The sequence below is a fragment of the Armatimonas sp. genome (assembly GCF_043757465.1).
GTDB lineage: Bacteria > Armatimonadota > Armatimonadia > Armatimonadales > Armatimonadaceae > Armatimonas.
On the sequence record NZ_JAYVPL010000065.1, the window covers coordinates 1 to 24,166 of the forward strand.

The window sequence follows — 24,166 nt, forward strand, 5'->3', positions numbered from 1 at the left end:
ATAAGCGCTCTGTTTTTGCCCATTTGCCGGTGGGGATCGCGGCGCATCGTCGGCAAAAAAAGACTGAAAAGTCCCCCGCAATTAGCGGAAACTAAAGTTACAAAGAAGACCGCTTTCCTCTGGGGGCAAGTGCGACACGGGCGGAGCCAAATCGGGCAGCTCCTTGTGAGTGGGATCGTGCTGAGCAGGCGATACTGGTCAATCCTTGTGTAGATGACCCTACGAAGTTTTTCGTCTGGAGGTTTGAGGACAACCCTGCCCTGAAAGAGACGACTCCGACGCTTCTAGCGAAACAGGGAAATCTCCGAGGAACCCAGACGATCACGGTTTGCGGACTGGATCGAGTGAGCTTGACCGAGAACTATCGCAAACAAATCGGACAGGTCAATACAGCCTTGTCACTTTATGAAATGTCCGTGAAGTTCTCACAGGAAGAAAGACGCACTGAAGCATTAAATAGATTGCGAGAGTTTGTCTCGCCTCGGGGCATCTATTCCTCAATGATACGTGCCTACCTGGAGTACCAAAAATTTGACATGAGCCAGCTTACCCTGATTTCACAATCGTAGGAGCAAGGTTTGAAATCGTGATTCATAAGTTACGAATCGCGATTGTTAGATTATAAATCGTGATTTGTAGATATCGCCTCTTGATTCGTAAACGACGAATGCTGTATGATAGTTCTGCATCCATGAGGGATGCTTTATCATACGGAGGAGAACGATCTCAAATGGCAGCGATGGCACCTAATTTAGTAGAAGAGAAGTACCAGGCGGCACTCACGGCGTGGGAAACCCTGGCACCGGAGAAGTCCTTTGGCGGTATGACTCTGGCGCAGTTCAAGGCAATTGTGAAAGACTCGATAGAGGCACGGCAGCGCATTCGCACGCTGGATACCCAGATGACCGACGCGATCAAAGAGCGTGAGACGGGCGATGCGGCGACGGCGGAGGCGCTGGAGCTGGTGGTCAATGGAGTGCGTGCGGATAGAACGGTCGGGGGCGCGGATGGGGCGCTCTACAAGGAGATGGGCTACATCCCCAAGTCCGAGCGCAAGCCACGAACACGCAAGCCTGCCGCTGCCGGTTGAAAACGGCGTGTGTAGGCGTTCTGCCAACATGGGTAGGCGTTCTGCCAAGAAGTCGCTCCGCGACTGCCGAATTATTGGTTCCCAATCGCTTTCAATCGGCGGACTCATTCGAAATCTCCTGCACAATGGCAGCGGCGGCAGCGACGGGATCAGCGGCGGCGGTGATGGCGCGCCCAACCACGAGGTAGTGCGCTCCGGCGGCCACGGCAGACGCGGGCGTGGCGACGCGCTTCTGGTCTTGCGTGCCCACACCCGCAGGGCGGATGCCGGGGATCACCGTGATAAAGCTCTCGCCACAGGCCGCACGAATCGTCTCTAGCTCTAGGGGGCTTGCGACGACGCCATCGAGCCCTGCGGACTGGGCAAGCTGGGCAAGGTGTGTGACGTGCTTGCTTAGCGAGCCGGTCACCCGCAGCTCCGACGAGAGGGCGAGCTGATCCAGGCTAGTGAGAACCGTCACGCCGATGAGCAGCGGCGGTGTGTTGCTTGAAGCGTGTGCAGCCTCTCTGGCGGCTTCCATCATGGCTTTTCCGCCGCAGGTGTGGACGTTGACCATCCAAACACCGCGCTTGGTGGCAGCACGAATCGCGCCCGCGACGGTGTTGGGAATGTCGTGAAACTTGGCATCGTAGAAGATGCGCGTGATTCCGGCATCTTGGAGATGTCCAAAAATATCGAAGCCGGCGGCGTTCACCAGCTCCAGCCCCACTTTGACACCGCCGACTTTTCCGGCGAGTTTCTGGGCAAGCGCAAGCGCATCCGCGGCATTGTCGTAGTCGAGGGCGACGAGAATTCGGTCTTTAGGTTCGTTTATCATAGCTATTCTTTGGTGAAAACTACCACACTCTGGTTGGGATAGAGCATGTCAATAGGGAGTGGCTGGCAGGGCAGGCCGCTGCTCTCGCGTGCCCCCAAGAGTGGGATTGGGTGCGCGAAGACGGTCTTAATGGGGTAGCGCGCCGTGAGTGCCGCCAGATACGACAGTGCCTGTGGATTTTTCTTCTGCACCACCGCGCTGTACTCGATCTCGGAGAGCGCGACGGCATCGGGGCTGGTTTCATCAAGCAGGGCGGCGTCCCAGTCTCGGCCCGGCGGCACGGCAAAGAGTTTAAGGGGATTGGAGCTCTCGGCAGCACTCTTTGCTCTCCGTGGGGACGGATGCGAGAGTCCGGGATGGAGCGGTGGCGACCAGAACCACGGGCCGGTGGCAAAACCGACGGAAGCAGCTCCCTTTTGCTTCAGAAAGACTGCGGCTTCGTCGCGAGGGTCTGGCCCCACCATCACGGAGCACAGTGCCAGAGAAAACAGAAGCGAGAGCGTACCCCCTAGAGCCACGAGCGGCTTCCAGGGTAGGCTCGCAATCAGCCAGCAGAGCGCGGGAAGCAGCGGCAGGGCGTAGCGAGCGTACTGATTCGCGGAGACGCAGAGCAAGAGTAAGTACGGCAGGACAAAGGCCAGCAGAGTGAGCTCGGTGCGCGTGCGTGAGGCGAGCGCCTTGCAGACTCCCACTAACCAGAGCGGACTGCCTAGCGCTGCCAGCAGGCCAAGAGTCGGCCAGTAGAGCGCAGCAATTTGTCCTACAAAGTCAATTTGTGCCGTTCGCGAGTGGGCCAGCTCAAAGGTGAAGTCCTTCCAAAACTGAGGAAAGTTCACCAGCACACCGGGGCAACCTAGCAGAAAGCCGAGTGCTGCGCCGCTGAGCAACAGCCCTAGTGACTTGAGGGAGCGCCTCCCAGAGAGAAACCATGCTGCGACTCCGGCGAGCAGAACTAATCCCGCGTTGTACTTCGTTGCTGCCGCCAGCCCTGCAAAGAGTCCACACCAGAATAACTTCGGGTTTGTGAGGGCCATAAACAGGCTCGCCGTGACCCAGAACGTCGCGGGGACATCTACCGTGGCGAAGTGCCCGTGCTGAATGGCCAGGGGCGCGACGGCATAAAGTGCGGCGGCGCTCAGCCCCACGTCGGGTTTTTCCAGGCGCTTGCCAAGAAGAATTAGTAAACCGCAGGTTCCAATGCCGTAGGCCACGCTCACCAGGCGCATGAGAAGGAGGCTACTTGCGGTTAGAAGGCCCGTTGCGCCGTCCGTGGCCAGTAGAAGGAAGCGATCCGTGAGAGTGGCGAGGGAGCCGTAGTTGTAGAAGCCCGTGTCGAGGAGCTGTTGGCCGGGCTGGCGCTGTGCATAGCCGACGACAATAGACTCATCGGGATGGTAGGAAAACAGGTGGCTCGCATCGGGAAGCCCCCAGGCAATTCCCCAGAGCCGCAACACCAGCGCCAGCAACAGAATCAGCGCGGGCAGGTAGCGACGAAGCGGGGCAGGCATACGCCACTCAGTATACCGTCACGGCTGGCGCAAGGAAATCGTTGTATAAAGCATTGGAGAGATGACCATGAAACGAAAGATGACAGTACTATTGGCAGCGGTGGTGAGCGTCGGGGCACTGGTGCCCGTCTGGGCGCAGCGCGAAAAGAGTTGGGGGACAAACCTAACCCCTGAGACCATGGCGCGAAACTTGGCCGATGACTTGCGGGATGCGCGTGGCTTACTGAGCCGCGTGCTCAGTACTCGCGAAAAAGAGGGGGGCGGGGCCCGTGAGCGCGAGACGCGGCGTGATCCCGACAGCGACCGCCGCCGCCTGGAAGTCTTGTTGGAGAATGCGGAGCGTGATGCGCGTGCGCTGGAGCGCGAGGTGATCCGTCTGCGCGATCAGAACTACAGCCAGGTCAACGACCGTAACCGGGGTCGTCAGGCGATGCGTGACAGTGAGTTTGATCAGATTATCTTTGCCGTGCGCCGGGCACGCACGGCGGGCGACGAGATGCGGATCGTGCGGCAGCTCGCCCTAGAGCAGTGGATTACCAGCGGCCAGCTTCGCGATCTTCTGAAAGTGGTGGATCAGTCACGGGATCAAGAGGAGACCGCCTATCTGCTCTATCCACGCCTCACGGACGCGGGGCGGTTCTACACCATCCGCGAGTCGTTCAAGTCCACGACCTCGTGGGCCAGTGTCTGCCAGCGGCTCGGCGTTCGGTAGACTCGCGGTAAACCAAAGCAGCCCGGAGCATAGGCTCTTGGCTGCTTTTTTTCTATAGCCTGAAGGTATCGCCAGGCTGGAAGGTACGTGTGATGCTCTGTCGGCTACATCGAGAAAAATTTGAACCTCGCTCCTGAGTCGTTCGAGTAATTGTCAGGGTAGTGGGATGGAGCGCACTGGTTGGGGAACCGATGGTGGTGCTGGTTGTTTTGGAGTGTATCGTAGCGATGTTGCCACTCCACTCCAGTGTGGAGGGTTCCGTAGAGAGGGACACGGACATACCAAGCCCATCGTTGGGATCATCAACCTCCACCACGACACTACAAGCGATGACCGCCTGGCGAGCACTGGGACGTACGGGTGAGTGCTGGGGTAGGCTGATCGCGGCCCAGAGTGCGGTGGCGGAAACGACACCGGCGGCAGTCCAAAGAATGGATTTCTTCATCGAGAAACTCTCCTTGCTACGCATTCTATCGCCCGAACTTGTAACCTGCCGCAAGCCAAGGCTGTCCTAGCTTCCAAAGAGGGCAAATCTAGGTGTCAGGAAAAGCTATTCGAACGGCGATTATTGGTCTGGTCGTGCTAGGTGGAGCGGGCTTTGGCTACTCCCAGATGCGGGCCAAGGCAACCGCGAAACCCGAGATTGGGCGACTCGTGACCGCAGAGGTCGGGAAGATTGCGATAAAAGTCTCGGAGACGGGGACGCTGGAGCCAGTGACCAAGGTGGATGTCAAATCCCGTGTGGGAGGACGTGTCCTCAAAATCTTCGTCCGACCCGGCGATAGAGTGGCAGTGGGGGCACCACTGGCTACCGTGGACCCGACCGAGGTCTCGCGCCAGGTTGCCAGTGTTCAGGCGCAGCTCCAGTCAAGCCAGGCCGGGCTCTCCCAGTCGCGAGAGAGCTACCAGCTCACTCTTCAGACCACAGCGCTTGCCGTTCGCCGCGCTGAGATCGGGCTGGAGAACTCCAAAGTAAGCCTGCGTGAGGCGGGTGTCAATGTGAAGGATGCCGAGGTGGGCCTCAAGGACGCCGACGTGGGCCTGGAGAACGCCAAGGTGGGCATCACCCAGGCACAGAAGCGAGTGGAGCAGGCCGCTGCACCCACCCGCTCGCAGGATGTGCAGCAGGCTGAGCAGAGTGTACGCCGTATCCAGGCGCAGCTGGTGGACGCCCGGCGCACTCTGGCGCGTCGCCAGCTCCTGTTCGGGAAGGGGTTTATTGCCCAGCAGGAAGTTGATTCTTCGCAGACCCAGATTGATTTGGCCGAGGCGGATCTGGCCAGTGCCCAGGAGCGGGTCGCGCTCCTGAAAGAGGGGCCGCGCAAAGAGGACATCGCTCCCGCACAGATTGGCGTAGACACGGCGAAGATGTCTGTCGAGACAGCCAAAGTGCGTGTCGAGACGGCGAAGATACGCGTCGAGCAGTCGAAAGTGCGCTACAACCAGGCACAAGTGGCTGTCAAGACCGCCGAAGTACAGCTCGCCACGGAGCGCGCCAATGCCCGCCAAGCGCAGGTGCGTAGCAAGGATATTCTGCGCTCTCAGGCCGATGTCGCTCAGAACGAGAACCGGGTCGCGGAGCAGTCCGTGCTACTGGCAGAGACTCGCATTGTCGCCCCGATTGCGGGAGAAGTGACGGGGAAGTATCTTGAGGAGGGCGAGCTCGTTGCCTCAGCGACTGCCGGGTTTGCCCAGGGCGCGGCGATTGTGACCATTGCGGATCTCACCAAGATGCAGGTGAAAGTCAATGTAAATGAGGTGGATGTCTCGCGGCTCTCCGTGGGGCTTCCTGTGGAGATCCGTGTGGACGGCATTCAGGAAGTTACGTTCCACGGGCGTGTTGTCTCTCTCGCGCCCGCCTCGCTCACCAGCACGCAGCAGTCGCAGACAAGCAGTGCCAGTGGCAATATTGTCCGTTTTGAAGTCAAGATCGCCGTCACGGAGCGTGACAAGCGCCTGCGACCTGGCATGACGGCGGGCGTGGACATTCTTCTCAATAAAAAAGACAGCGTGCTGGTTCTGCCTGCCGAGGCGCTTCGTCCCGGCAATAAAGTGATGGTGGTCACGGGCACCGGCGAGAAAGTCCAGAAGATAGAGCGGAGTGTCACGCTGGGCTTGAAAGATGAAGCGCGCGTTGAGATTATCTCGGGCCTCAAACCGGGCGATAAAGTGGAAGTGCCCAAGCTGGATGCCAAAGACCGGCGCACGATCAAGATGGACAGGTCAAACTAATCCACCCACGTCTTTGTGGGGATTTCACAGGACGGGTAAGATAGAGCTATGAAACGCGCCCTCTGGTTGCTGGTATTTCTTGTTGGTTGTGAAAGCAAGCGCGAGGCTCCTAAGCCCCTCGCGGTCTCGCTCCCCGGTGCAAGTGCCTCTCCCACCCTGCCGCTGGGGCTCTTCGCCGATATCTACCGCCGCCGACCGGTGCCGCCGGGCACTCAGACCAGCGTGGATCGAGTCGAGACGGAGCTGGCGAAAAATCCCACGGACACAAAGCGTCTTAAAGCCGTCGGGCTGGCCTACTACGCCGCTGGGGGCTACGAAGCGGCGATTAAGAAGCTCACCGGCCTCGACAGCGACTCCGAGGCGCAGCTCTATCTGGGGTTTGCACACATGGGGCTGAATAACGACGCCGAGGCGCTGACCGCGCTGAAAAAGGCAACGGGAACGGTTGCACTTTTGGAGCAAGGCAGCCTCTACTTCCAGGTGCTCAAAAAAGACGATGAAGCGGAAAAATGCTTCCGGGCGGCGCTGGAGGGAGACACACACGGCGAGGCGGCCCTGGCACTCGGGTTGCTTCAGGCTAGCCAGGGTAAGAGCGAGCCCGCTCAGAAATTCCTCCAAGATGCCAGTGAGGCGCTCCCTGCGGGGAAGGCGCGTGCGACGGCATTTGCAGCGCTAGGGCGGCTGGAGCGTGATCCGGCGAAGGCACGCGCTTGGTATGAGAAAGTGCGTAAAGACGATCCGGAGAACGCATGGCTCAAGAAGCTCTCGAAATAACCAGGGCTATTGCGCTGATTGCATGCGTTCCGGGCTACGAGGCCATTGCGCAGAACCTAACGCGCCGCACGGTTCGTTATGTCCCAGAGCTTAGTGACCGGGGGCAGGCGACGCTGACAGGTGTGATTTTGATTGGCCCCGAGGCGCTTTTAGGCAGTGTGGTGGGCCTGGCGGAGACACTGGTACACGAGGAGTTTCACACGCGGCAGAATCACTTGCTCAAGACCCACTCGTTCTGGAGCGGTGTCTTTACCCGAACCCCCGTGATGGCCCGCTACGAGCGCCCTGCCTACCAGGCCGCGCTGGATTTTCTCGCCGTGCTAGCCGTTTCGCACCCGGAGCACGCCGGCGAAGCCCACGCCGAAGCGGAGGCCGTTCAATCGAGCTACACCGCCCTCTATGAATAAGGGACTCTCCAAGTTTAAACTCCTCCATTGAATGGGAATAACCTGTTAGTAGCAACAAGACGTTCGCCAAAATCAATACCATCGCCAAAAACGGTTGGCTTGTGAGAGTGTTTCGCGCTATCTTGCTGGTGCTCACACGACACATCGACTTCGTGTTCACCTTGTTTGGACACCCAAGTATCGTCGGCGTGTATTGGTCAGACGGAGGAGTGCGTGATTCGCCGCTACATCCAAGACTAGGGTAAGACAAACCAGAACCCGACTCTTTTTTAAGCTGATGGATCAGTGCTCGGCCTGCAAGAAAGTGAGAACTCTTGAGGCTTTTGTGGTGTCCGCTTTCAATAAAAAGCTCCGGCCTTTAGGCCGGAGTATTTTACTTTTCTCTCAGGACTTCGGCATGGTCGCGCATTCGAGCGCCTCTTTCCGACCAGGCGTAGAGCGTCGGGAGGACGATCAGAGTCAAGAGTGTGGCCGAGATCAGGCCGCCAATGACGACCGTGGCGAGCGGCTTCTGCACCTCGGCTCCCGCGCCCGTGGCAAGCGCCATCGGCAGGAACCCGATGCCCGCGACACTCGCGGTCATCAGAACGGGCCGTAGCCGGGCGACGGCTCCTTCAACCACCGCTTCCTTCAGCTCTTTTCCGTCGCGGCGCAGGTCGTTGATGAAGCTGACCAAGACCACGCCGTTTAGCACTGCGATTCCCGCCAGCGCGATAAAGCCGATACCCGCTGAGATGGAGAAGGGCATCCCGCGCAGAAAGAGTGCGAAGACGCCGCCGGTGACGGCAAGGGGAATCCCGGTGAAGACAAGCAAGGCTTGCTTCAGGCTTCCGAAGGTCGTGTAGAGCAAGAAGAAGATCAAGAGAAACGCCAGCGGCGTCACGATGGCGAGCCGCGCCCGCCCGCTCTGGAGCTGCTCGAACGTGCCCGCGTACTCCAGCCGGTAGCCAGTCGGAATCTTGTAGTCTTTATCCAGCTTCTTTTTTACGTCCTCGGCGAGCGAGCCTAAGTCCCGCCCCCGGACGTTGGATTGAACCGTGATGCGCCGCTGGCCGTTCTCGCGGGAGATCTGCACCGGCCCTTCTGACTGCGCGATTTTAGCAAGCTGGGAGAGCGGAACGTGCCCGCCGCCTGCAACCGCGACGGAGATCTGTCCAATCGCCTCAGGCGTGGCGCGGAACCTTTCTTCCAGCCGTACCGAGACATCCACTCGCGTCGCGCCGTCGGAGAGGGTGGTGGCGACTTGCCCTCCGACCGCCGCCGCGACCGTGGCGTTCACTTCCGCGATACGAACCCCGTAGCGTGCGATGGCGTCGCGGTCCAGCACGATCTGAAGCTGAGGAAGCCCCTGAGTCGTCTCGCCGCGAACGTCCACCGCGCCGGGAACGCTCTCAATCAGTTTAGTCAGCTTGTCGGCCTCCGTGGCGAGAACCTGCGCGTCCGGGCCGAAGAGCTGCACGCCTAAATCCGAGCGCTGACCGACCCCGGCGAGAAGCTCGCCCATGCGCATCTGGATCGGCTGCGTCAGCGAGGTCGCGACGCCTGGCAGCTTGCCCAGCTCCGCCGCGACTTTCTCCACCAGCTCGTCTTTGGTCTTCGCTTTCTTCCACCGCGAGGGCGGAGTCAGATCAATCAAAATGTCCGTCTGATTAATCAGCATCGGATCGGTGGCGACTTCGGGTCGTCCGATACGCGTCACGACTTCCTTGATCTCGTCGGGGAACTTCTTCTGGATAAATCTCTCGGCGACGCCTGCCCGCTCGATCACTTCGTCGAGCGAGATACTCGGCGCGTAGATCGCCTCGACGGCGATGGCTCCTTCGTCTAGCTGCGGCATGAACTCGCTCCCCAGGCGCGGGAACAGCGCCAGCGCCAGCCCCAGCAGAGCGAGAGCAAGAACCACGGGAGCAATAGGAAGCCGCAGGGTTCGCTTGAGGAGCGGGCGGTAGGCTCTCTCCAGCGCATGAACGATAGGATTCTCTTTCTCCGAGCGCACCTTCAAAAAGAGTGAGCAGAGCGCGGGGATGAGAGTCAGCGAGAGTAGCAGAGCGCCGAAGAGCGCAAAGAGAACCGTCAGCCCCATCGGGCGAAACATCTTTCCCTCGACCCCGACCAGCGTGAGAATCGGGAGATAGGCCGCCATAATAATCACCACGCCAGCCAGTGACGGCTTCAGGACTTCTGCAGCGGCTTTGTAGATCAGCGCCTGCCGCTCGTCCTCGGTCAGATCGCGCCCGGCTTCGTGCCGCGCCTCCACCAATCTACGGACGGTATTTTCGACAATGATCACCGCGCCGTCCACGATCAGGCCGAAGTCAATCGCGCCAAGGCTCATCAGGTTCGCCGAGACGTGAAATGTCTTCATTCCGATGATGGCAAAAAGCATCGCCAGCGGGATCACCGCCGAGACGATCAGCCCGGCACGAATCTGGAGTAGGAACAGAAATAGGACAACGACGACGAGAACGCCGCCCTCGACTAAGTTTTTTATCGCCGTTTGAAGCGTCCGGTTAATCAGCTCCGCGCGGTCCAGAAAGCCTAAAAGCTTTGAGCCGGGAGGGAGGGACTTTTCAATCCGGCTCACCTTATCTTTCACGCGCTCCACCACGACGCGTCCGTTCTCCCCAATCAGTAAGAGGTTGATCGCGTAGACCTGCTCGCCCTGGCCGTTGGCGCTCATCGCGCCCTGACGAACCAGTGGCGCGTCGGCGATAGTGGCGACCTGAGCCAGTGTCACCGGCACGCCCTCGGGCGCTCCCAGCACGATCTTCGCTAAGTCCTCGGCCCCCTTGAGAGTCCCCACGCTCCGCACAAGCTGCTGCTCGCCGCCCTGTGAGATCGCCGCGCCGCCCGCGTTCTCATTGGACTCGGCGACCGCTTTCACCACATCGGGAACCGAGAACCCGAACGACTGGAGCTTCTGCGGATCGAGCTGCACCTGAATCTGGCGCACCTCGCCGCCCCAGGTATTGACCTCGGCCAGCCCCGGCACGGAGAGAAGTGCGGGCCGCACCACCCAGTCCATGAGGCTGCGCCGCTCCATCAGCGAGAGATTCGGGTTGTCGAGGCGGGCGTAGTAGATCTCTCCCAGGCCCGTGCTGACCGGCCCCATCTCAGCTTTGACACCGGGAGGAAGCTGCTCTTTGGCTCCTTCGAGCCGCTGAGAGACCAGGTTGCGAATGAAGTAGAGGTCGGTGCCTTCGTCAAAAACTAAGACGATTTGGCTGAGGCCGAACTGCGAGATGGAGCGCGTTTCTTCCAAGTGGGGCAGTCCCGCCAGCGCGATTTCCAGCGGGAACGTGAGCTGGCGCTCGACCTCCTCGGCTCCGAGCGAGGGAGCTACCACATTGACCTGCACTTGGACATTGGTGATGTCCGGCACCGCGTCAATAGGTAGCTGCGTGGCGTTCCAGACACCAAGCCCGAATAACAAAAGCGACAGCATAAGAACCACGGCTCGCTGCTTGAGAGAAAACTTTACAATGGCTTCGATCATGACTCTATTCCTCTCCCAACTCGCTCTTCATGGCCTGCGACTTGACCAGAAAAGCATTCTTGCCGACGAATTTTTCGCCCGGCTTCAACCCCGAGAGAATCGTTGTCCTGCCGTCTTGAGTCGTACCAACGCGCACTTCCCGAGGCGCGAACTCGCCTGCTTTCTCCCCGGAGACAAAGACAACTTTCTTACCATTCACCGTTTGCACGGCACCCGCAGGCACGGCTAGAATGCGCTCGCTGGCACGGGAGATCTTCGCCGTGACGGGCAGACCGGGGCGCAGTCGTCCGGCGCGGTTGTCCACACGCACTCGAACCTTCACCGAGCGGGTCTTTTCGTCCGCCGCCTCGCCGAGTCGCTCGATAACCCCCGAGACGGTTCGGCCCTCGATAGTGAGAGTGACGCTCTGACCGGGACGTACGCGGGGCAGGTCGGCGGGGAAGAGAGCGAGCTGCGCGAAAAGTACGGTTGGATTCACTAGGGTGAGAATCGGCTCACCCGCCATAACCGTCTGTCCGAGCGTCGCCTTGCGCTCCCGAACTCGCCCGGCGAACGGGGCTTTGACGGGAATGGAGTGGTTGTCGCCGGGCTGACCGCCCAGAAGCTGCACATCGTCGAGAGCGCCCTCGGCATTGACTCGCGCCTGGGCGACTGTAGCTTCCGCTTCGGCGACTTCACGGCTGGTGAGAAAGCCCCCCTTGTAGATGGCCTCACCACGCTTGAGCGCCTGCCGCGCCAACTCAAGCTGCCGGACACTCGTTTCCATGGCCTTTTCCGCGCCGTCTCGTTTTGCCTTCGCGCTCTCGATGCTTGCGAGAAGCTCCTCGCGTTTCGCTTGTGTGGCGCGGATCTCGGCCAGCGCGTGTTCGCGCTCGGCTCTGGCTTTGGTTACGTGTGCCAGCGCACCTTCGTGCTCCTGGCGTGAGACAAGCTGCGCGGTGAGGAGGCGCTCACTTCGAGCCGCTTGCTTCTCCGCCAGCTCCACCTGACTTGCAGCCAGTACCTCGGCAGTTTTCGCCTGCTCGATCACCGACTCGTGGGAAATGAGCCGACTCTTTGCTTCTGCCAGCACTGCCTCGGCGGTGCGCACTTCGCTTCGGGCACGCTCTTGAATTGCTCCAGCATCCGTTTCTTGTTTACGCGCCTCTTCCACACCGGGTCGCCCGTAGGCTCCGAGTCCGGCGAGCTTGCGGCGACGCGCCAGATCGCTCTCGGCGGCTTGAAGGCGCTTGAGGGCAAGAGTATGGTTTAGCTGCGCCTCGTGGAGTTTCTCGCTCTCGACGATGGCAACGACACTTCCCGAGGCAACCGTGTCCCCAATGCCGGGAGTGAGGCGAATGATCTTTCCCTCGACTCGCGCTGTGATAATGGCGGTGGCGGAAGGGTCTGCCTCCAGCGTCCCGGTGACAGTGAGCCGCTCGCTCGATTCGCTCTCTTTTGCCGTCTCGACACCGAGCTGAGCAAGCTGGAGAGTTTCTTTCTCGAAAGTTACCGTTGTACTGCTTTCTTCGGGCTTTGCTTCTTCTTTGACAGTCTCTTCTGTGGGCCTCTGGCACCCGGCAAGCATCAATAATGCAATGCTCGCGAAAATAGCTCTGTTCATAGTTTTGTTTCTCCAAGTGTGACGGGGAACGCGGCGGTGGCGCGTTCGATTTCGATTTGCGCGAGGCTGGCATCGGCCTGGGCCTGGGCGTAGTCAGCGAGCGTTGCGCGGTAGGAACGCTGCGCCTCCAGCACAGAAAGCAAGGCTGTTTTGCCCTCCTCGAAGCCGACCTTGCTGGCGGCGAGCAGCTTTCTGGCTTGCTCCAGCGCGGGGCCAAACGAGGTCAGGACGCTCTGCGCGGCGCTCTGCCTTGCATAGGCTTGGGCAACTTCCTGCCGAACTTGCTGGCGAGCTGCCTCGATCCGATCCGACTGAGCAAGCGCGGCGGCTTCACTCTGCTGGATACGGCTCTTTCGATTTCCCCAGTCAATCAGCGGGAGTCGAATGGCAACGGAGAAACCGTAGTCCTTCGACGTGGCTCGGCGCGTGACGAGCTGCTGGGCGCGCAGCTGGGGCGCGATATCGGGCTTACCCTCGGCGCGAGCGAGCGCCCCGTCTTGGCGAAGCGATTCCAATGTCGCCGCCTCAATGGTTATTTCCGTTCGGGCTGCGAGTGCCTGGGTTGTGGCAAGCTCCAGCGAGGCCAGCTCTATCTTCGTGCGCGGTAGCTCCAGCACAGAAACCATTGCATCTGGCTTCAGTCCGAGCAGCGTACTCAGCGCCGCTTCGGCGCTTTTTACCCGCCCCTCGGCGAGCGTGACCTGTTGCCCGGCGCGAGCGACTTCGAGGCCGGTCTGAGCCAGATCAATACCAGGGCGGCTTCCTAGCTCGACCTGCTTTTGAGCAATCCGGTCTAAAGTTGTCGCATTCTCTAGGGAGTCTTTGGCGACGGAGAGTAGCTGACGCTCCCGCCAGAGCTGGACATACGCTGTCCTGACCAGGGCGACGACCTCACGCACTTCAGCCGTCGCGTGGGCGGAAACTCCCTGCGCTTGTGCAGTCGCTTGCTTTGTGCGGGCCGCTCGCGCTCCGTTGATCTCCAGTGGCTGAGTGAGAAGCAGCTCCTCCGTCGTGCCATTGATGGCTCCAAGCGCCGGGCTGACCAGGAACTCGGGGTTTGCGAGCGCCCTTGCGGAGCGAATGCCCAGCCGGGCCGCAAGGGCTTCTTTTTTCGCTGCCAGAACACGCGGGTTATGCAGCAGTGCCGCTTGCACCGCCGAATCTACGGTGAGTGGTGCTACATCTTGGTGTAAGCGATGTAAGGTTATGGGAATAGGTAACAAAAATGCCTCCTGAAAAACGCAAGTCAACGAGCGGGTTAGAACAGGCTCGGAGACGAACAAAGATTCGTTTTCAGGAAGCGGGCGGAGCGCGAAGAGACGCAGAAAGAAGCGTAATGCTCACCGTCGGTGGACCGCGATAGTCCGGGACGTATGCCCGGATCACAGGAGAGTATGCCGGAATCAGAGGGGAGACTGCGGGAGGAAGAGCGGCAAATACTGGCGTGGGAAGATGTATTACTGCGGTAAGCGTTGAGTGCTGCTCGGCAACCGAGGAGAGGACAGGAGTGCAGCCACACTCGGCCTCACAGATCGAAGGCTGGTTTTGCGTGTTTTCGATTTTGCGGCAGTTGGCATCGTTTTTGGTGAGATCGGGCTGATCGCAGCAACACAAAGAAATACCACAGAACCGCCCATCACAGAACCAAGAAACCGTCGCGGCGAGCGAAGGCGCACTGGCAGAGAATGCCAGCAGAAGAGCTACCAGGATTTTGAAGGATGGGAGCCGGAGTCTTCGCATTGATGCTTTAGTATACCTGTCTACGTTTTGCTTAGGGAGCCAGAGCTTCGCGCACCGCTTTCTCTATCTCGCCTATCTCGATTTTTCCGCTCCAGTGCTTCAGGATCTGCCCACCCTTGACCAGCATCACAGAAGGCACGGATTTCACGCCCCAGTCTTTCCAGACCATGCCGTTGTCTAGCAAGATCGGGTAGGTGAACTTGACCTTGCTCTTGGCTAGGAAAGGAGTGACTTTCTTTGCGCCTTCGTCGTCAATGGAGATGCCAACGACTGTAAAGCCCTTGGCTGCGTACTTGTCTTGGAGCTTCTGCATATCGGGCATGGCCTTGACGCAGGGAACGCACCAGGTCGCCCAGAAGTCCACGAGAACCAGCTTGCCCTTCAGCGATTCGAGGCTAACGGTCTCGCCTGTTGGGGTCTTGAGCGTGAACACAGGAGCGGAGCGCGGTACGGGAGCCGGGATAAAGACCTCGGGATCTTTGAGAAACTTTTCGACCTCCGCCTTGTTGCAAAAATAGTAGGTCTTGCCTTTGTAGGCTACGGCTCCGGCTGGCTTCTCCTCTTCGGATTCCCCGTTCTGGAAGCAGATAAAGCAGACCGCCTTCGCAGGGAGCTTGCCGGTGACGCGCTGGGCCTTCTCTTGGGCAAAGGCAGCAAGAGAAAGAACGAGAGCGGTTAGTGCCGCCAGTAGGTATTTCATTTTAAAAGTTCCTCGCGAAAGCGATTCCAAATCGCTTGTTGAACGCCGCGATGAGGCTGATGCTCTCGCCGCGCTTGCTGAACCACGAGAGCGTGGTGTGGCCATACTTACCATCGCACATCGGCAGGAGCACCAGATCGTCACGCAGGCCGATACTCGCACCAAACGGGGTGAGAATCTCCTTGCCAAACTCCGAGTAGGACAGCCCGATATACGGCGCGACACGGCCCGATTCGCCGCCGAGCTGCTTCTGCGCGGAGACAAAGTAGCTCATGCCGTAGGGGGTGCCGATCCTGTCGCTGGAGAAGCCCGCCACGATCCCTGGCTTGCTTTCTGTCTCGGCCTGAATAAAGTAGTTTCCTACCGGATTTACCTTCTCCTTAGGCGCATTAGGGTTGTACTCCACCCCGACTTGGAAGCGCGGCGAAACCCGTCCCGTGAGAGTCGTGCGCCAGCGGGGGCGCTGTTGCACGGAGTCCACGTAGCGCTGGGAGAACTGATACTTTCCTTGAATGCCGCTCGCACGGAGCGGTGAGCCTTCGCCCGGTCAGCCCGTTCATGGGGGAAGAGTCGAGCGGAGCTTATCCTTGATGGACTGGCTTCCCGACTCCTGCCCCCACACTGGAGCGACGAGAAGAAGGCTGGCAAGAAACAAAAGTGGTGCTTTCATTTTCCGCTCACGAAGCCCGCGATGGCGGCGAGTGCCTCGGTCTTGACTTTGCAGTAGACGATGCGTCCGCGCTTCTCGGTTTCGATGAGGCCCGCCTCGCGCAGCTCGTTGAGGTGATGGGTAAGGGTGCTGGGAGCGCAGGGCACCTGGCAGCGAATGGCGCAGGCTGCCGTTCCATCGCATGAGCCACAGCACTGCCCCGAGTCGGCTTGGTAGCCGCAGGTAGGGCCACAGCAGCGGATGCAGTTGTAGACCGCGAGCCGGGTCGGGTCAGAGAGCGCTTTGAAGATCGCGGCGACATCGAGCATGGGTGAAACCTTTCGATAAGTGTCGAATGATTTTATCGCGAGATACTCGCCCCTGCAAGCTGGTCGCCTGTGGCCCTTTTGAGCTTGTCCTGCGCCAATCCCGCCTGGAGTCTTGCTTGGATAACGGCACTCTCTGCTTTCACCCTCACCGTCTGAGCGTCGAGAGCCTCCGTGAGTATGCTTCGTCCTGCCTCGTAGCGTAGCCGAGCGATACGGTAGCTCTCCTGCGCGGCGGTCAGTGCTATCTGCGCCGTCTCGATGTTCTTTGTCGCCGCTTGGAGATCCAGCAAGGCAACTTGCACTTCCTGAGCAACCTGAAGCAGGACTCGCTCCTCCTCGGCTACTTCCTTTCGGCGCATCGCCTCCATTGTGCGGCGCTCCGCCTGCTGAGTGCCACCCGTGACGAGCGGCACCGAGAGAGCAATACCAAACGTCGTCCCCGTAAAGCCCTTTTGCCCCCTTGCCGCCATCGAATCGCCCATCGCGAAAGCACTTACCTGGGGCCGATAGCCCCGCTTATTTGCCTCCAGCCCCGCGCTCGCGCCCTCGATTTTACGGCGCATAGCAAGCAGCTCAGGCCGCTGCTTCTCGGCTAAGAGTAAGAGTGCCGCGAGCTCTCCGGGAAGGGGGTTAGTGCCCTCTTTTATCTGCGTGAGTTCAAGTTTTGAGGCAGGGTGAATGCCCATGATCGTCTTGAGCTGCACGAGGGCGACCTGCTCGTCTTTCTCTGCGTTGGTGAGAGCTTGCCTTGCCTCCGCGACTTCGGCCTCACCCCGCTGGACAAAGAACGCGGGAATGCTGTCAGCCGCAAGCCGCGCACGATCCAGCTTCAAGCGCTCCTCGCTCTCGGTCAGATGGGGATTCGCTACACTGACCATTGCTCGTTTTGCCAGCACGTCGCGGAACGCCGTTCTCACCAGCAAGATGACCTCTTGGCGCACTACTTCTCGCTCCGCACTAGAGGCATCTTGAAGTAGCGATGCCTGCCGAGTCAGCGCACCGAGCCGTCCCGATAGGTCCAGTGGAGCCATAAGCGCGACGTTCTGGTCGAAGAACGCACCTCGTGGCAAGCCCATCAGCATCTGCCCGCCGGGTGAAGAGACTATATTGCCGCTGCTCCCTCCCGCGAGGAAGGTACTCGCCGAGACTTGCAGTCGCTTCTGAGCTTTCGCCAAATCCACCCTGCCCGCTGCCGCTTCGACTTCCATACCTGCACTACGAATCACGGGGCTTTCCGTCAGCGCGATGGCAACTGCCTCGTCTATCGTCACCGCTCTGTCCACCACTTTACGGCCAGCAAGAAGGGACTCCGAACGCCCCGGAGCTGGGGCAGCGACAACCTGAACGATTCCGATCATTGGACTGCCTCTTCCTCTTCAGTGGGCGATGTTTCCCCATCGGTATCTGTCTTTTGCCACTGCCAGTCGCGGTTTAGGAACGTCTTGTTGAGCCAGCGGATGAAGTCGTCCACGTAGGTGTGCATGATGGGAATGTCGAAGAGCGAGAGCACCGTCCCGATGATCAGGCCACCACAAACCGCAGTGGCGAGCGGCTGGTAGGCATCAAGGCCGGTCTTAGGGGCGATGGCGACCGGGAGCAAGACCACCAGCGAGATTCCCGCTGTCATCAGGATGGGGCGTAGGCGCTCGGGACAAGCTTCGATAATCGCCTGGTCTCTGGGAATCCCTTTATCGCGGTACTTCATCACCAGGTCTATCAAGAGCACCGCTGTCGTGATGTCCATGCCCGTCAGTACGATGGTGCCCAGAATCGAGACCGTGGAGAAGGCTTGATGGGCGATCCAAAGTGCTAGGAAGACACCCGCCAGCTCCAGCGGCAGGGATGCCAGCATCTGGAGCGGCTGCAAGAATCCCCGAAACTGGATCACCAGCACTAGGTACATCAGGGCGAGTGAGAGCATCAGTCCGGCAAGCAGACGGCGGAAGCTGTCCATCATCTGGGTCATGTCCCCGCGCATCTCCATCCCGTAGCCGGGCGGGAAGTTCACCGGCGCAATGCCCAGCTTCTTGTTTCCCCCATAGGAGTTGGAGAGTAGGTTCATCACGACGTCCATCGAGGGCAGACTCCCGAGGCGGTAGTAGCCCGTCACCCCGATAACGCGCCGCAGGTTGTCATGCTCAATGACTGTTGGCGAGATGGTGTGCTCCACGCTCGCCAGTGACTTCAGTGGGACGCTTCTGCCATCGGAAAGAGCAATGGGAAGGTTCTCTACGTCCTGCTCGCTCTCGTGCTGGTCGCCTTCTAGCCGTACCTGGATCGTGTTCTGCCGCTGGCCAGGCAACCTCCAGAAGTTCTCCGTCAGGCCGCCCCGGAGTGCGTAGTACGCCTGCTCGGAGATCGCTGATGGAGAGAGTCCAACCTCTTGTGCCCTTTGCGGGTCTACTTTCACGTTCCAAGTGGGCAGTGCCAGGCTCCAAGTCGTGGCGGGCTGGAACATCTCAGGCATCTTGCCCGCAATAGCCCTCACCTCACTCCCGATCCGGTCGAGCTGGACTAAGTCCGGGCCATAGATATTGACGTGAACCGGCGCGGCGGCAGTCGCCATAACATCGCTGCCCATCTCCTTGATCTGGAGGCGACGAATGCCGGGAATGGTGGTGAGCGCTTCTTTCTGCACACTGTCCAGTACGTCCCAGATGGTCTTCTTGCGCTGGTCTTTGTCGGAGAAGGTGAGCATCAGAGATGCTCCGTTGACCTGGGGCATCTGGTAGCCGGTGAAGAAGGGGGTCCAAGACTCGAACATGCTCTCCTGCCCGATTTCAATGCTGGTTTTCTCCAGCTCGGGGTGTTTTAAGAGTATCTTCTCCAGCTTCCCGACGGCCCGCTCCGTCTCGGCAAAGGAGGTGCCAGGAGCCATCTCTAAAAAGCCGTTTGCCTGCCCGACATCGGCCAGGGGCATCATCTCCGAGCCAATAAAGTAGTAGAAGGTGAAGCCGACTATCACAGTGGCAAGAACGCGAGCAAGGTTGGCGAACCGATGGCGTAACATCCAATAAATTGCCCGTCCATAGCCTTTTTCCATGCGGGTGAGGCCGCGTTGAATCGGGTCAAGAACGATGTAGAGAAAGCGCAGTGCCGGATGCTTTCGGTCTTCTTCTCTTGCTGATTCGGGGCGAAGTAACGTGGCGCAGAGGAGGGCAGTGAGGGTGAAGCTGACGAGCATCGAGGCGAGCAGCCCGAAGATCAGCGGCCAGACCAGCTCGACGAACATCAGGGCCGTGATGCCTCCCGAGAAAAGCAGCGGCATGAGAGCGAGCACGATCATCAGGGTGGACGCGATGACGGCGACCCGCACCTCAGCGATTCCGTCAATGGTGGCGCTCTTGGGATTTTTGCCCATCTTGAGGTGCCGCTCGACGGCGTGAATATCAATAATCGAGTCGTCCACCAGCCGCCCAATGGAGAGCAGCAGACCAATAAGCGTGCCGCTGTTGAAGGTCATGCCAAACGGCAGCATGAGCAGAACCGCGAGTGCGAGCGACGTTGGCACGGTGATCATGGCGATGACGGTGCCGCGCCACTCACCAAGAAAGAAGAGGACGGCTAGAGCTGTGAGCAGCACGGCGAGTCCCAGCTCGTGCCAGACATTGTCGAAGAGGATGTCAACGAAATGTGCATTGTCGTAGGCGGTTTCAAAGTGCAGGCCAGGGTTCTCCGCCTCCATCTGCCTAACAACCGCCATGATCGCGGGAACGACCTGGGCACTACTGGCTCCAGGGTCTTGAACTACGGAAACCTCTATCGCGGGGATAACTTTGCCCGCCGTTCCTTTATCGTGCTGGACATAGTGATAGGCGCTACGCCGCTCCCAGTGTCCATCAATGACACTTGCCACGTCGCGAATGTAAACCACATGGTTTGTGCCCATTGTGGAGGCTATCGGGTAGGCGAGAATGTCCTCTGCGGTGGCAGCTTGGCTATCAATGCGTACCGTGGCTTCCGTTGGCCCGCTCGTGGCAGTTCCCCCGGACTTTGCGACATTAAAGCGATCTATCGCCGCTTTTACATCGAGGATCGAGAGCCGGTACGCCGAGAGCTTGCGCCGGTCTACCGTCACCTGTAATTGCCTGCGGTAGCCCCCAAAGGGCACGACGGCGTGGACACTAGCAATGGTCTTGAGCCGCCGAATCACCTCGTTGTCGGCGAACTCACGCACCCGAGTCTCGTCCCAGCCCTCCTTAGGGTCGCCACGGAGCGCGAGTGAGACGACGGGTAGATTCAGCGGGTCAATCGGCACGACAAACGAGGGCTTCATGTTCGCCCCAGTGCTTGGCAGGCTCCCCTGAGTGACGTTCATCAAGGACTGAACATCGGTTGTTGCCCGCTGCATGTTGGTGCCGTAGGGGAACTCCAGCGTGACGATAGAGACGCCTTCCTGCGAGGTGGAGCGCACCGAGTGAACGCCTTTGACGGCGATCATCTGCTCCTCGATGGGCTTGGAGACTTGTAGCTCCATCTCGGGCGCGGAGAGTCCCGGCATCATGGTGACAACGCCCAGCATCGGCGACTCGACGTAGGGAGCGAAGCGGCGGGGCATGACCTTCGCCACCACGAACCCCGCCAGCGCGACGACAGCGACATAGAAGGCGATGATGGCGTAGGGGTGCTCGATGCTCCACCGATGGATCAGATGAAGCGGATTGGTCTTAGGATTTTTCACTGTGCCACCAGCTTTCCCTTGAGCATGTTCATCCCGCATGCAAAAGCGATATCGCCCGCCTTCTTCGGTGTGAACGTGACGAGTGTTGGAATGTTAAGCGGGAGTTTCCGGTTGATGCCGTAGTCTGGGAAGAGGACTTCGGTGCCGCAGGTCTTGTCACTGGTTCGGGTGAAAGTCAGCTTGACGGGAACACCCACTTTCACCGAGATTGTCGCTGGTTCGTAGCCCTGCTCCGTGACCTGGATAGAGACTTCGTTCTTCGTCTGCATTTCGTCTTGGTGCTCGACTTGTGAAACCGCCTCGCCGTTCTTGAGATAGGTGGCTCCACTGACGACAACCCGCTGCCCTTCCGTCAAGCCGCTGATGATCTCGACCGTCTCCCAGCCAGCGACACCAAGCGTCACAGGAGTTCGCTTTACGCTAAATTGCCCTGGTCCGGCAGGCTCAGCAAGCCAGACGAAGGGCTTGGACTGCGTGCCGTACTGGATCGCACGAGTCGGCACTCTCAGGCTATCTTTCCGTGCGCCTGTCTCGATCTCGAAGGCGACATACTGCCCCGGTAAGAGCTTCCCGTCTGCGTTGGGGACGAGCGCCTCGACGATGCCCGTTCTTGCTACGGGGTCTACCTGCGGCGAAACCGAGGTGATCCGCGCCATTAGTGCCTTACCGCCGTTTCGTGGCTGGATACCCGCTGTGGTTCCAACCCGAATCTGTGCGAGGTCTGCCTCAGCTACGGTGGCTTGAAGGCGAAGGGGGCGTATTTCGGCGACTTTTAGTACCACCTGGCCGGGACTGACGAGCGTTCCCGGACTGACGAGCCGTTGGAGCACGACCCCGTCACTCTCTGCCCAAATCTCGGAGAAGCCCTGGTTAATCGTGGCAGCTTGCAGTGCCGCGCTCGCCTGATTCACCCCGCTCTGCGCCTGGTCAACTTTGCGCACCGCCGTCGTGACCGCTGCACCCGACGAGCGGACATGGGCGTTGTGAGCGGCCAATTCCGACTCCGCCATCACTACTTTCGCCCGCGCCGCCACAATCTGCGCCTCGGATTTGCGTCTACTTGACTGCGCGGCTTTCACCATCGCCGCCGCTTCGGAGAGCTTTGCAGTGGCCTGCTGAACCTTGGCATCGGCGCTCGCCGCCTGCGCCGTGTCGCGCTGAAGCTCTTCGCCTGAGATGGCTCCGGCATCATGAAGTTTTTTAGAGCGCTGTATCTGCTGTTGCCAGTAGGTCTGGTCAGCCCGAGTCGCTTGTAGCTCCGCCTGCGCTCCGGTCGTTTGAGATTCGGCGGCGATGAGGGCGGCTTCACTGCTTGCTTTCTCCTCTGTTGCGGACACGACCATGGCTTTGGCTTCATTGAGAGCGCCTTGCTTACCCGCGAGCTCTGCGTGGGCCAGGTGAACCTCCTGCTCCGCCTGCGCTTTTTCGGCTTGTGCAACCGCAACGCCTTGCCTCGCCATGCTCGCCATCGCCACTTTCTCGGCGGTCTGGGGGGCGCTCTGCCTTGTATCTAGCCGTGCGAGGAGCTGCCCCTTGCTCACCTTGTCGCCGGGATAGACCAGCACTTGCTGAAGAACGCCAGGAGCACGCGCCGCGATGTCCTGCTCGGTGAATCCTGCGGCGGTTCCAGCGGTTCGTAGCGTGCTGGTGATGCTGCCACGGGTGACGATGGCAAGCTCGACAGGAGTCGTTCCAGAGGGGGGCGGCATGTTGGTCATGTCGGCGGCTTGTGCGTCCATGGGAGTCATCGCGCCCGCTCGCCTCCAGTGCCCGACCACGTAGATTGCGGCGGCTGTCATGGCGGCAAGAAGCGCAAGTCCACCGAGCACCTGGCCGCTTAAGAGCGAGCGCAGATTAACCCTCTGGCCGGTCTTACGAACGCGGTAGAGCACGAAGCCAAGAGCTAGCAAGGCGAGTGCTATGCTGAGTAACTTGCCAACGGGAAACCCCGTCGTTGCTGTGGCTGCGGTATCGTCGCCCGTCTTGAAGGCGATCTTCGCGGTGGCTTTTCCCAGTGCCCCGGTGATCTGGATCGTGGACTCGTAGCCGCCTTCCATCGGGTACTGTGCCGCGACCTGGTAAGTACCTGGCTGGCCTTCCTTGAGGCGTCCACTCTCCTCGCGCTCGCCCATACTCATCCCCGGCATCCCCGTGAGCGCGGTAACGGTGAGGCCACCAAGCGGCTTGCTGGAGGCATCGGTGATGGTGATGAGAAGCTGCCCTTTTCCGAGCGAGACGACCGACGGCGAGGTCACGACTTCCACACGGTACGGACCCGCCTCAGCCTTTGGCCCGGCAAGAGCCGAAGTTGCAAGAAGCAGCAGAGCGGCGAAAAGCGAGACTGCTACTTTGTTGAAAGGATATGTTAGTTTCTTGAGGGAAGACATGGGATTTCTCCTGACGATGTCTGCACCATTCGAGTGTGGTGCGTGGGCGCGGACGAGCAGGCGCTAACCAGAAGGCGTAGCGCTAGATGTCAGGAGAGGGTGGGCGGGCCGCGTGGAGAATCGGGTGATGGGGGCGGGCCGCGATAGAGCGGCGTAACCAGAAGGCTTACTGAGGCAGCGACTTCGACAAAGCTCTGGATAGGCAAGACCAGAGTAAAAGTTGTTAGAGCGGCTACTGCTGTTGCAACGTTGGTGAAGCTGGTGCTGGGAAGTGGCGTGTGGCCGGGAGTGATCTTCAGATCGCAGCAGGAGCGATTGGCTAGCTCCATGCCCCCGGTAGACTTAGCCCGAACCGCACAACAGGAGTTCGGATCATCTTGGACGGCGACCGGCTGCATCTCCTCGCCCGTCATGCGGCAGATAAGGCGAGCACTCGCTGACTGCGGCAAGGAGCTTGCCACAAAAACCGCTACCAGGAAGATCGCCAGAACGCGTCGCATTGTTGTTACTTACTATACCTTCGATGCCTATCGAAAAGTTCCTCACCACTTGAGTCCAGCAAGTTGGGAGCTGCTCACGTTTCATGGCCGAAACACTCACTCTCTATTCGCGTTTAGACTAATTTGACGGTGGAAACCGCGCTGAAAAGAGGCGTTGTCGAGGGAGGAGTTCCGTGCCGGGATTTCAAAAGTATTGAATAATTGGGCAAATGTCCAAATTCCTCAGGTGCGAGAGGGGGTCTCCGAATGCTCCCATCAGGAGATCCCAAATGTCACACGTCAATGCTTTTGCCGAAGACTATAGAAATATTTTTGCGGAGCTAAGTATCACCGTTTTGTCTGCCCATAGCGGTAAGTCTATTTGTAGTGTAAGTGATGCAATCCTTGCCATTGCTTGTGTTGGCGGTTTTCGTCCTTGCCCTTCTGCCCCCCGTGCGGGTGTGAAAAGTTTGTGGCTTGGGCTTCGTCGTTTAGATGGTTTGGAAGAGGGCTGGCAAATGGCGATGTCAGCCCTGTCGGGAAAAGATATGGGACAAGATTA

General features: G+C 59.6%; 18 protein-coding genes and 1 pseudogene. 6 read left to right on the plus strand and 13 right to left on the minus strand.

Annotated features, from left to right (window positions below):
* The first annotated feature begins 730 nt into the window (after window positions 1-730).
* Entirely contained in the window at window positions 731-1,090 is a 360-nt protein-coding gene (locus ACH2ED_RS08220) for a hypothetical protein (RefSeq protein WP_395090074.1), read from the plus strand.
* Window positions 1,091-1,181: 91 nt separating this feature from the next.
* Here the strand turns inward: ACH2ED_RS08220 and pyrF are convergent, their stop codons facing one another.
* Together pyrF and ACH2ED_RS08230 are read right to left on the minus strand one after the other, a co-directional pair.
* Window positions 1,182-1,907: an orotidine-5'-phosphate decarboxylase gene (pyrF, locus tag ACH2ED_RS08225; protein ID WP_395090076.1), complete on the minus strand. Its 726-nt coding sequence runs from the start codon at window positions 1,905-1,907 to the stop codon at window positions 1,182-1,184.
* A gap of 2 nt (window positions 1,908-1,909) precedes the next feature.
* The gene (locus ACH2ED_RS08230; protein WP_395090078.1) at window positions 1,910-3,415 is read right to left on the minus strand and encodes an ArnT family glycosyltransferase; all 1,506 of its coding nucleotides are present in this window, start codon (window positions 3,413-3,415) and stop codon (window positions 1,910-1,912) included.
* Window positions 3,416-3,482: 67 nt separating this feature from the next.
* Between ACH2ED_RS08230 and ACH2ED_RS08235 the strand changes: the two genes are divergently transcribed.
* A complete protein-coding gene (locus ACH2ED_RS08235) occupies window positions 3,483-4,127 on the plus strand; it encodes a DUF4476 domain-containing protein (RefSeq protein WP_395090079.1) in 645 nt (214 codons plus the stop codon).
* A gap of 52 nt (window positions 4,128-4,179) precedes the next feature.
* Here ACH2ED_RS08235 and ACH2ED_RS08240 read toward each other — a convergent pair whose 3' ends face one another.
* Window positions 4,180-4,572, minus strand: coding sequence for a hypothetical protein (locus ACH2ED_RS08240; protein ID WP_395090081.1), 393 nt, complete (start codon window positions 4,570-4,572; stop codon window positions 4,180-4,182).
* Window positions 4,573-4,664: 92 nt separating this feature from the next.
* On the opposite strand from ACH2ED_RS08240, the gene ACH2ED_RS08245 reads away from it, so the two are divergent.
* From ACH2ED_RS08245 to ACH2ED_RS08255, 3 genes are read left to right on the plus strand one after another with little or no spacing between them, the layout of a single operon-like run.
* On the plus strand, window positions 4,665-6,359 hold the full coding sequence (locus ACH2ED_RS08245) for an efflux RND transporter periplasmic adaptor subunit (RefSeq protein ID WP_395090083.1): 1,695 nt from the start codon (window positions 4,665-4,667) through the stop codon (window positions 6,357-6,359).
* A 48-nt stretch (window positions 6,360-6,407) separates the two neighbouring features.
* Window positions 6,408-7,133, plus strand: a complete 726-nt coding sequence (locus tag ACH2ED_RS08250; RefSeq protein WP_395090085.1) for a hypothetical protein — start codon at window positions 6,408-6,410, stop codon at window positions 7,131-7,133.
* Complete coding sequence (locus tag ACH2ED_RS08255; protein ID WP_395090086.1) at window positions 7,109-7,540, plus strand: hypothetical protein; 432 nt, start codon at window positions 7,109-7,111, stop codon at window positions 7,538-7,540. The genes ACH2ED_RS08250 and ACH2ED_RS08255 overlap by 25 nt, the downstream gene beginning before the upstream one ends.
* Window positions 7,541-7,913: 373 nt before the next feature.
* Here the strand turns inward: ACH2ED_RS08255 and ACH2ED_RS08260 are convergent, their stop codons facing one another.
* The 10 genes from ACH2ED_RS08260 to ACH2ED_RS08305 all read right to left on the minus strand — a co-directional run bounded on the left by ACH2ED_RS08260 (window position 7,914) and on the right by ACH2ED_RS08305 (window position 23,625).
* Window positions 7,914-11,036: an efflux RND transporter permease subunit gene (locus ACH2ED_RS08260; RefSeq protein WP_395090088.1), complete on the minus strand. Its 3,123-nt coding sequence runs from the start codon at window positions 11,034-11,036 to the stop codon at window positions 7,914-7,916.
* 4 nt (window positions 11,037-11,040) lie between these two features.
* Entirely contained in the window at window positions 11,041-12,639 is a 1,599-nt protein-coding gene (locus tag ACH2ED_RS08265; RefSeq protein ID WP_395090090.1) for an efflux RND transporter periplasmic adaptor subunit, read from the minus strand.
* A complete protein-coding gene (locus ACH2ED_RS08270; protein ID WP_395090092.1) occupies window positions 12,636-13,793 on the minus strand; it encodes a TolC family protein in 1,158 nt (385 codons plus the stop codon). The genes ACH2ED_RS08265 and ACH2ED_RS08270 overlap by 4 nt, the downstream gene beginning before the upstream one ends.
* 617 nt (window positions 13,794-14,410) lie before the next feature.
* Window positions 14,411-15,079: a redoxin domain-containing protein gene (locus tag ACH2ED_RS08275; RefSeq protein WP_395090094.1), complete on the minus strand. Its 669-nt coding sequence runs from the start codon at window positions 15,077-15,079 to the stop codon at window positions 14,411-14,413.
* 1 nt (window position 15,080) lies between these two features.
* Window positions 15,081-15,551 (minus strand): hypothetical protein, encoded by a 471-nt coding sequence (locus ACH2ED_RS08280; protein ID WP_395090095.1) that lies wholly within the window; start codon window positions 15,549-15,551, stop codon window positions 15,081-15,083.
* Window positions 15,552-15,745: 194 nt separating this feature from the next.
* On the minus strand, window positions 15,746-16,057 hold the full coding sequence (locus ACH2ED_RS08285) for an ArsR/SmtB family transcription factor (protein ID WP_395090096.1): 312 nt from the start codon (window positions 16,055-16,057) through the stop codon (window positions 15,746-15,748).
* A gap of 32 nt (window positions 16,058-16,089) precedes the next feature.
* On the minus strand, window positions 16,090-17,415 hold the full coding sequence (locus tag ACH2ED_RS08290; RefSeq protein WP_395090098.1) for a TolC family protein: 1,326 nt from the start codon (window positions 17,413-17,415) through the stop codon (window positions 16,090-16,092).
* Entirely contained in the window at window positions 17,412-20,738 is a 3,327-nt protein-coding gene (locus ACH2ED_RS08295; RefSeq protein WP_395090100.1) for an efflux RND transporter permease subunit, read from the minus strand. Before ACH2ED_RS08295 ends, ACH2ED_RS08290 begins: the two co-directional genes overlap by 4 nt.
* Window positions 20,735-23,125 carry an efflux RND transporter periplasmic adaptor subunit gene (locus ACH2ED_RS08300; protein WP_395090102.1) on the minus strand — a complete coding sequence of 797 codons (2,391 nt, stop codon included), beginning with the start codon at window positions 23,123-23,125 and terminating at the stop codon, window positions 20,735-20,737. The genes ACH2ED_RS08295 and ACH2ED_RS08300 overlap by 4 nt, the downstream gene beginning before the upstream one ends.
* 89 nt (window positions 23,126-23,214) lie before the next feature.
* Window positions 23,215-23,625, minus strand: coding sequence for a hypothetical protein (locus ACH2ED_RS08305; protein WP_395090104.1), 411 nt, complete (start codon window positions 23,623-23,625; stop codon window positions 23,215-23,217).
* 269 nt (window positions 23,626-23,894) lie between these two features.
* Between ACH2ED_RS08305 and ACH2ED_RS08310 the strand changes: the two are divergent.
* Window positions 23,895-24,166, plus strand: a pseudogene (locus tag ACH2ED_RS08310) (hypothetical protein); the annotation flags it as partial.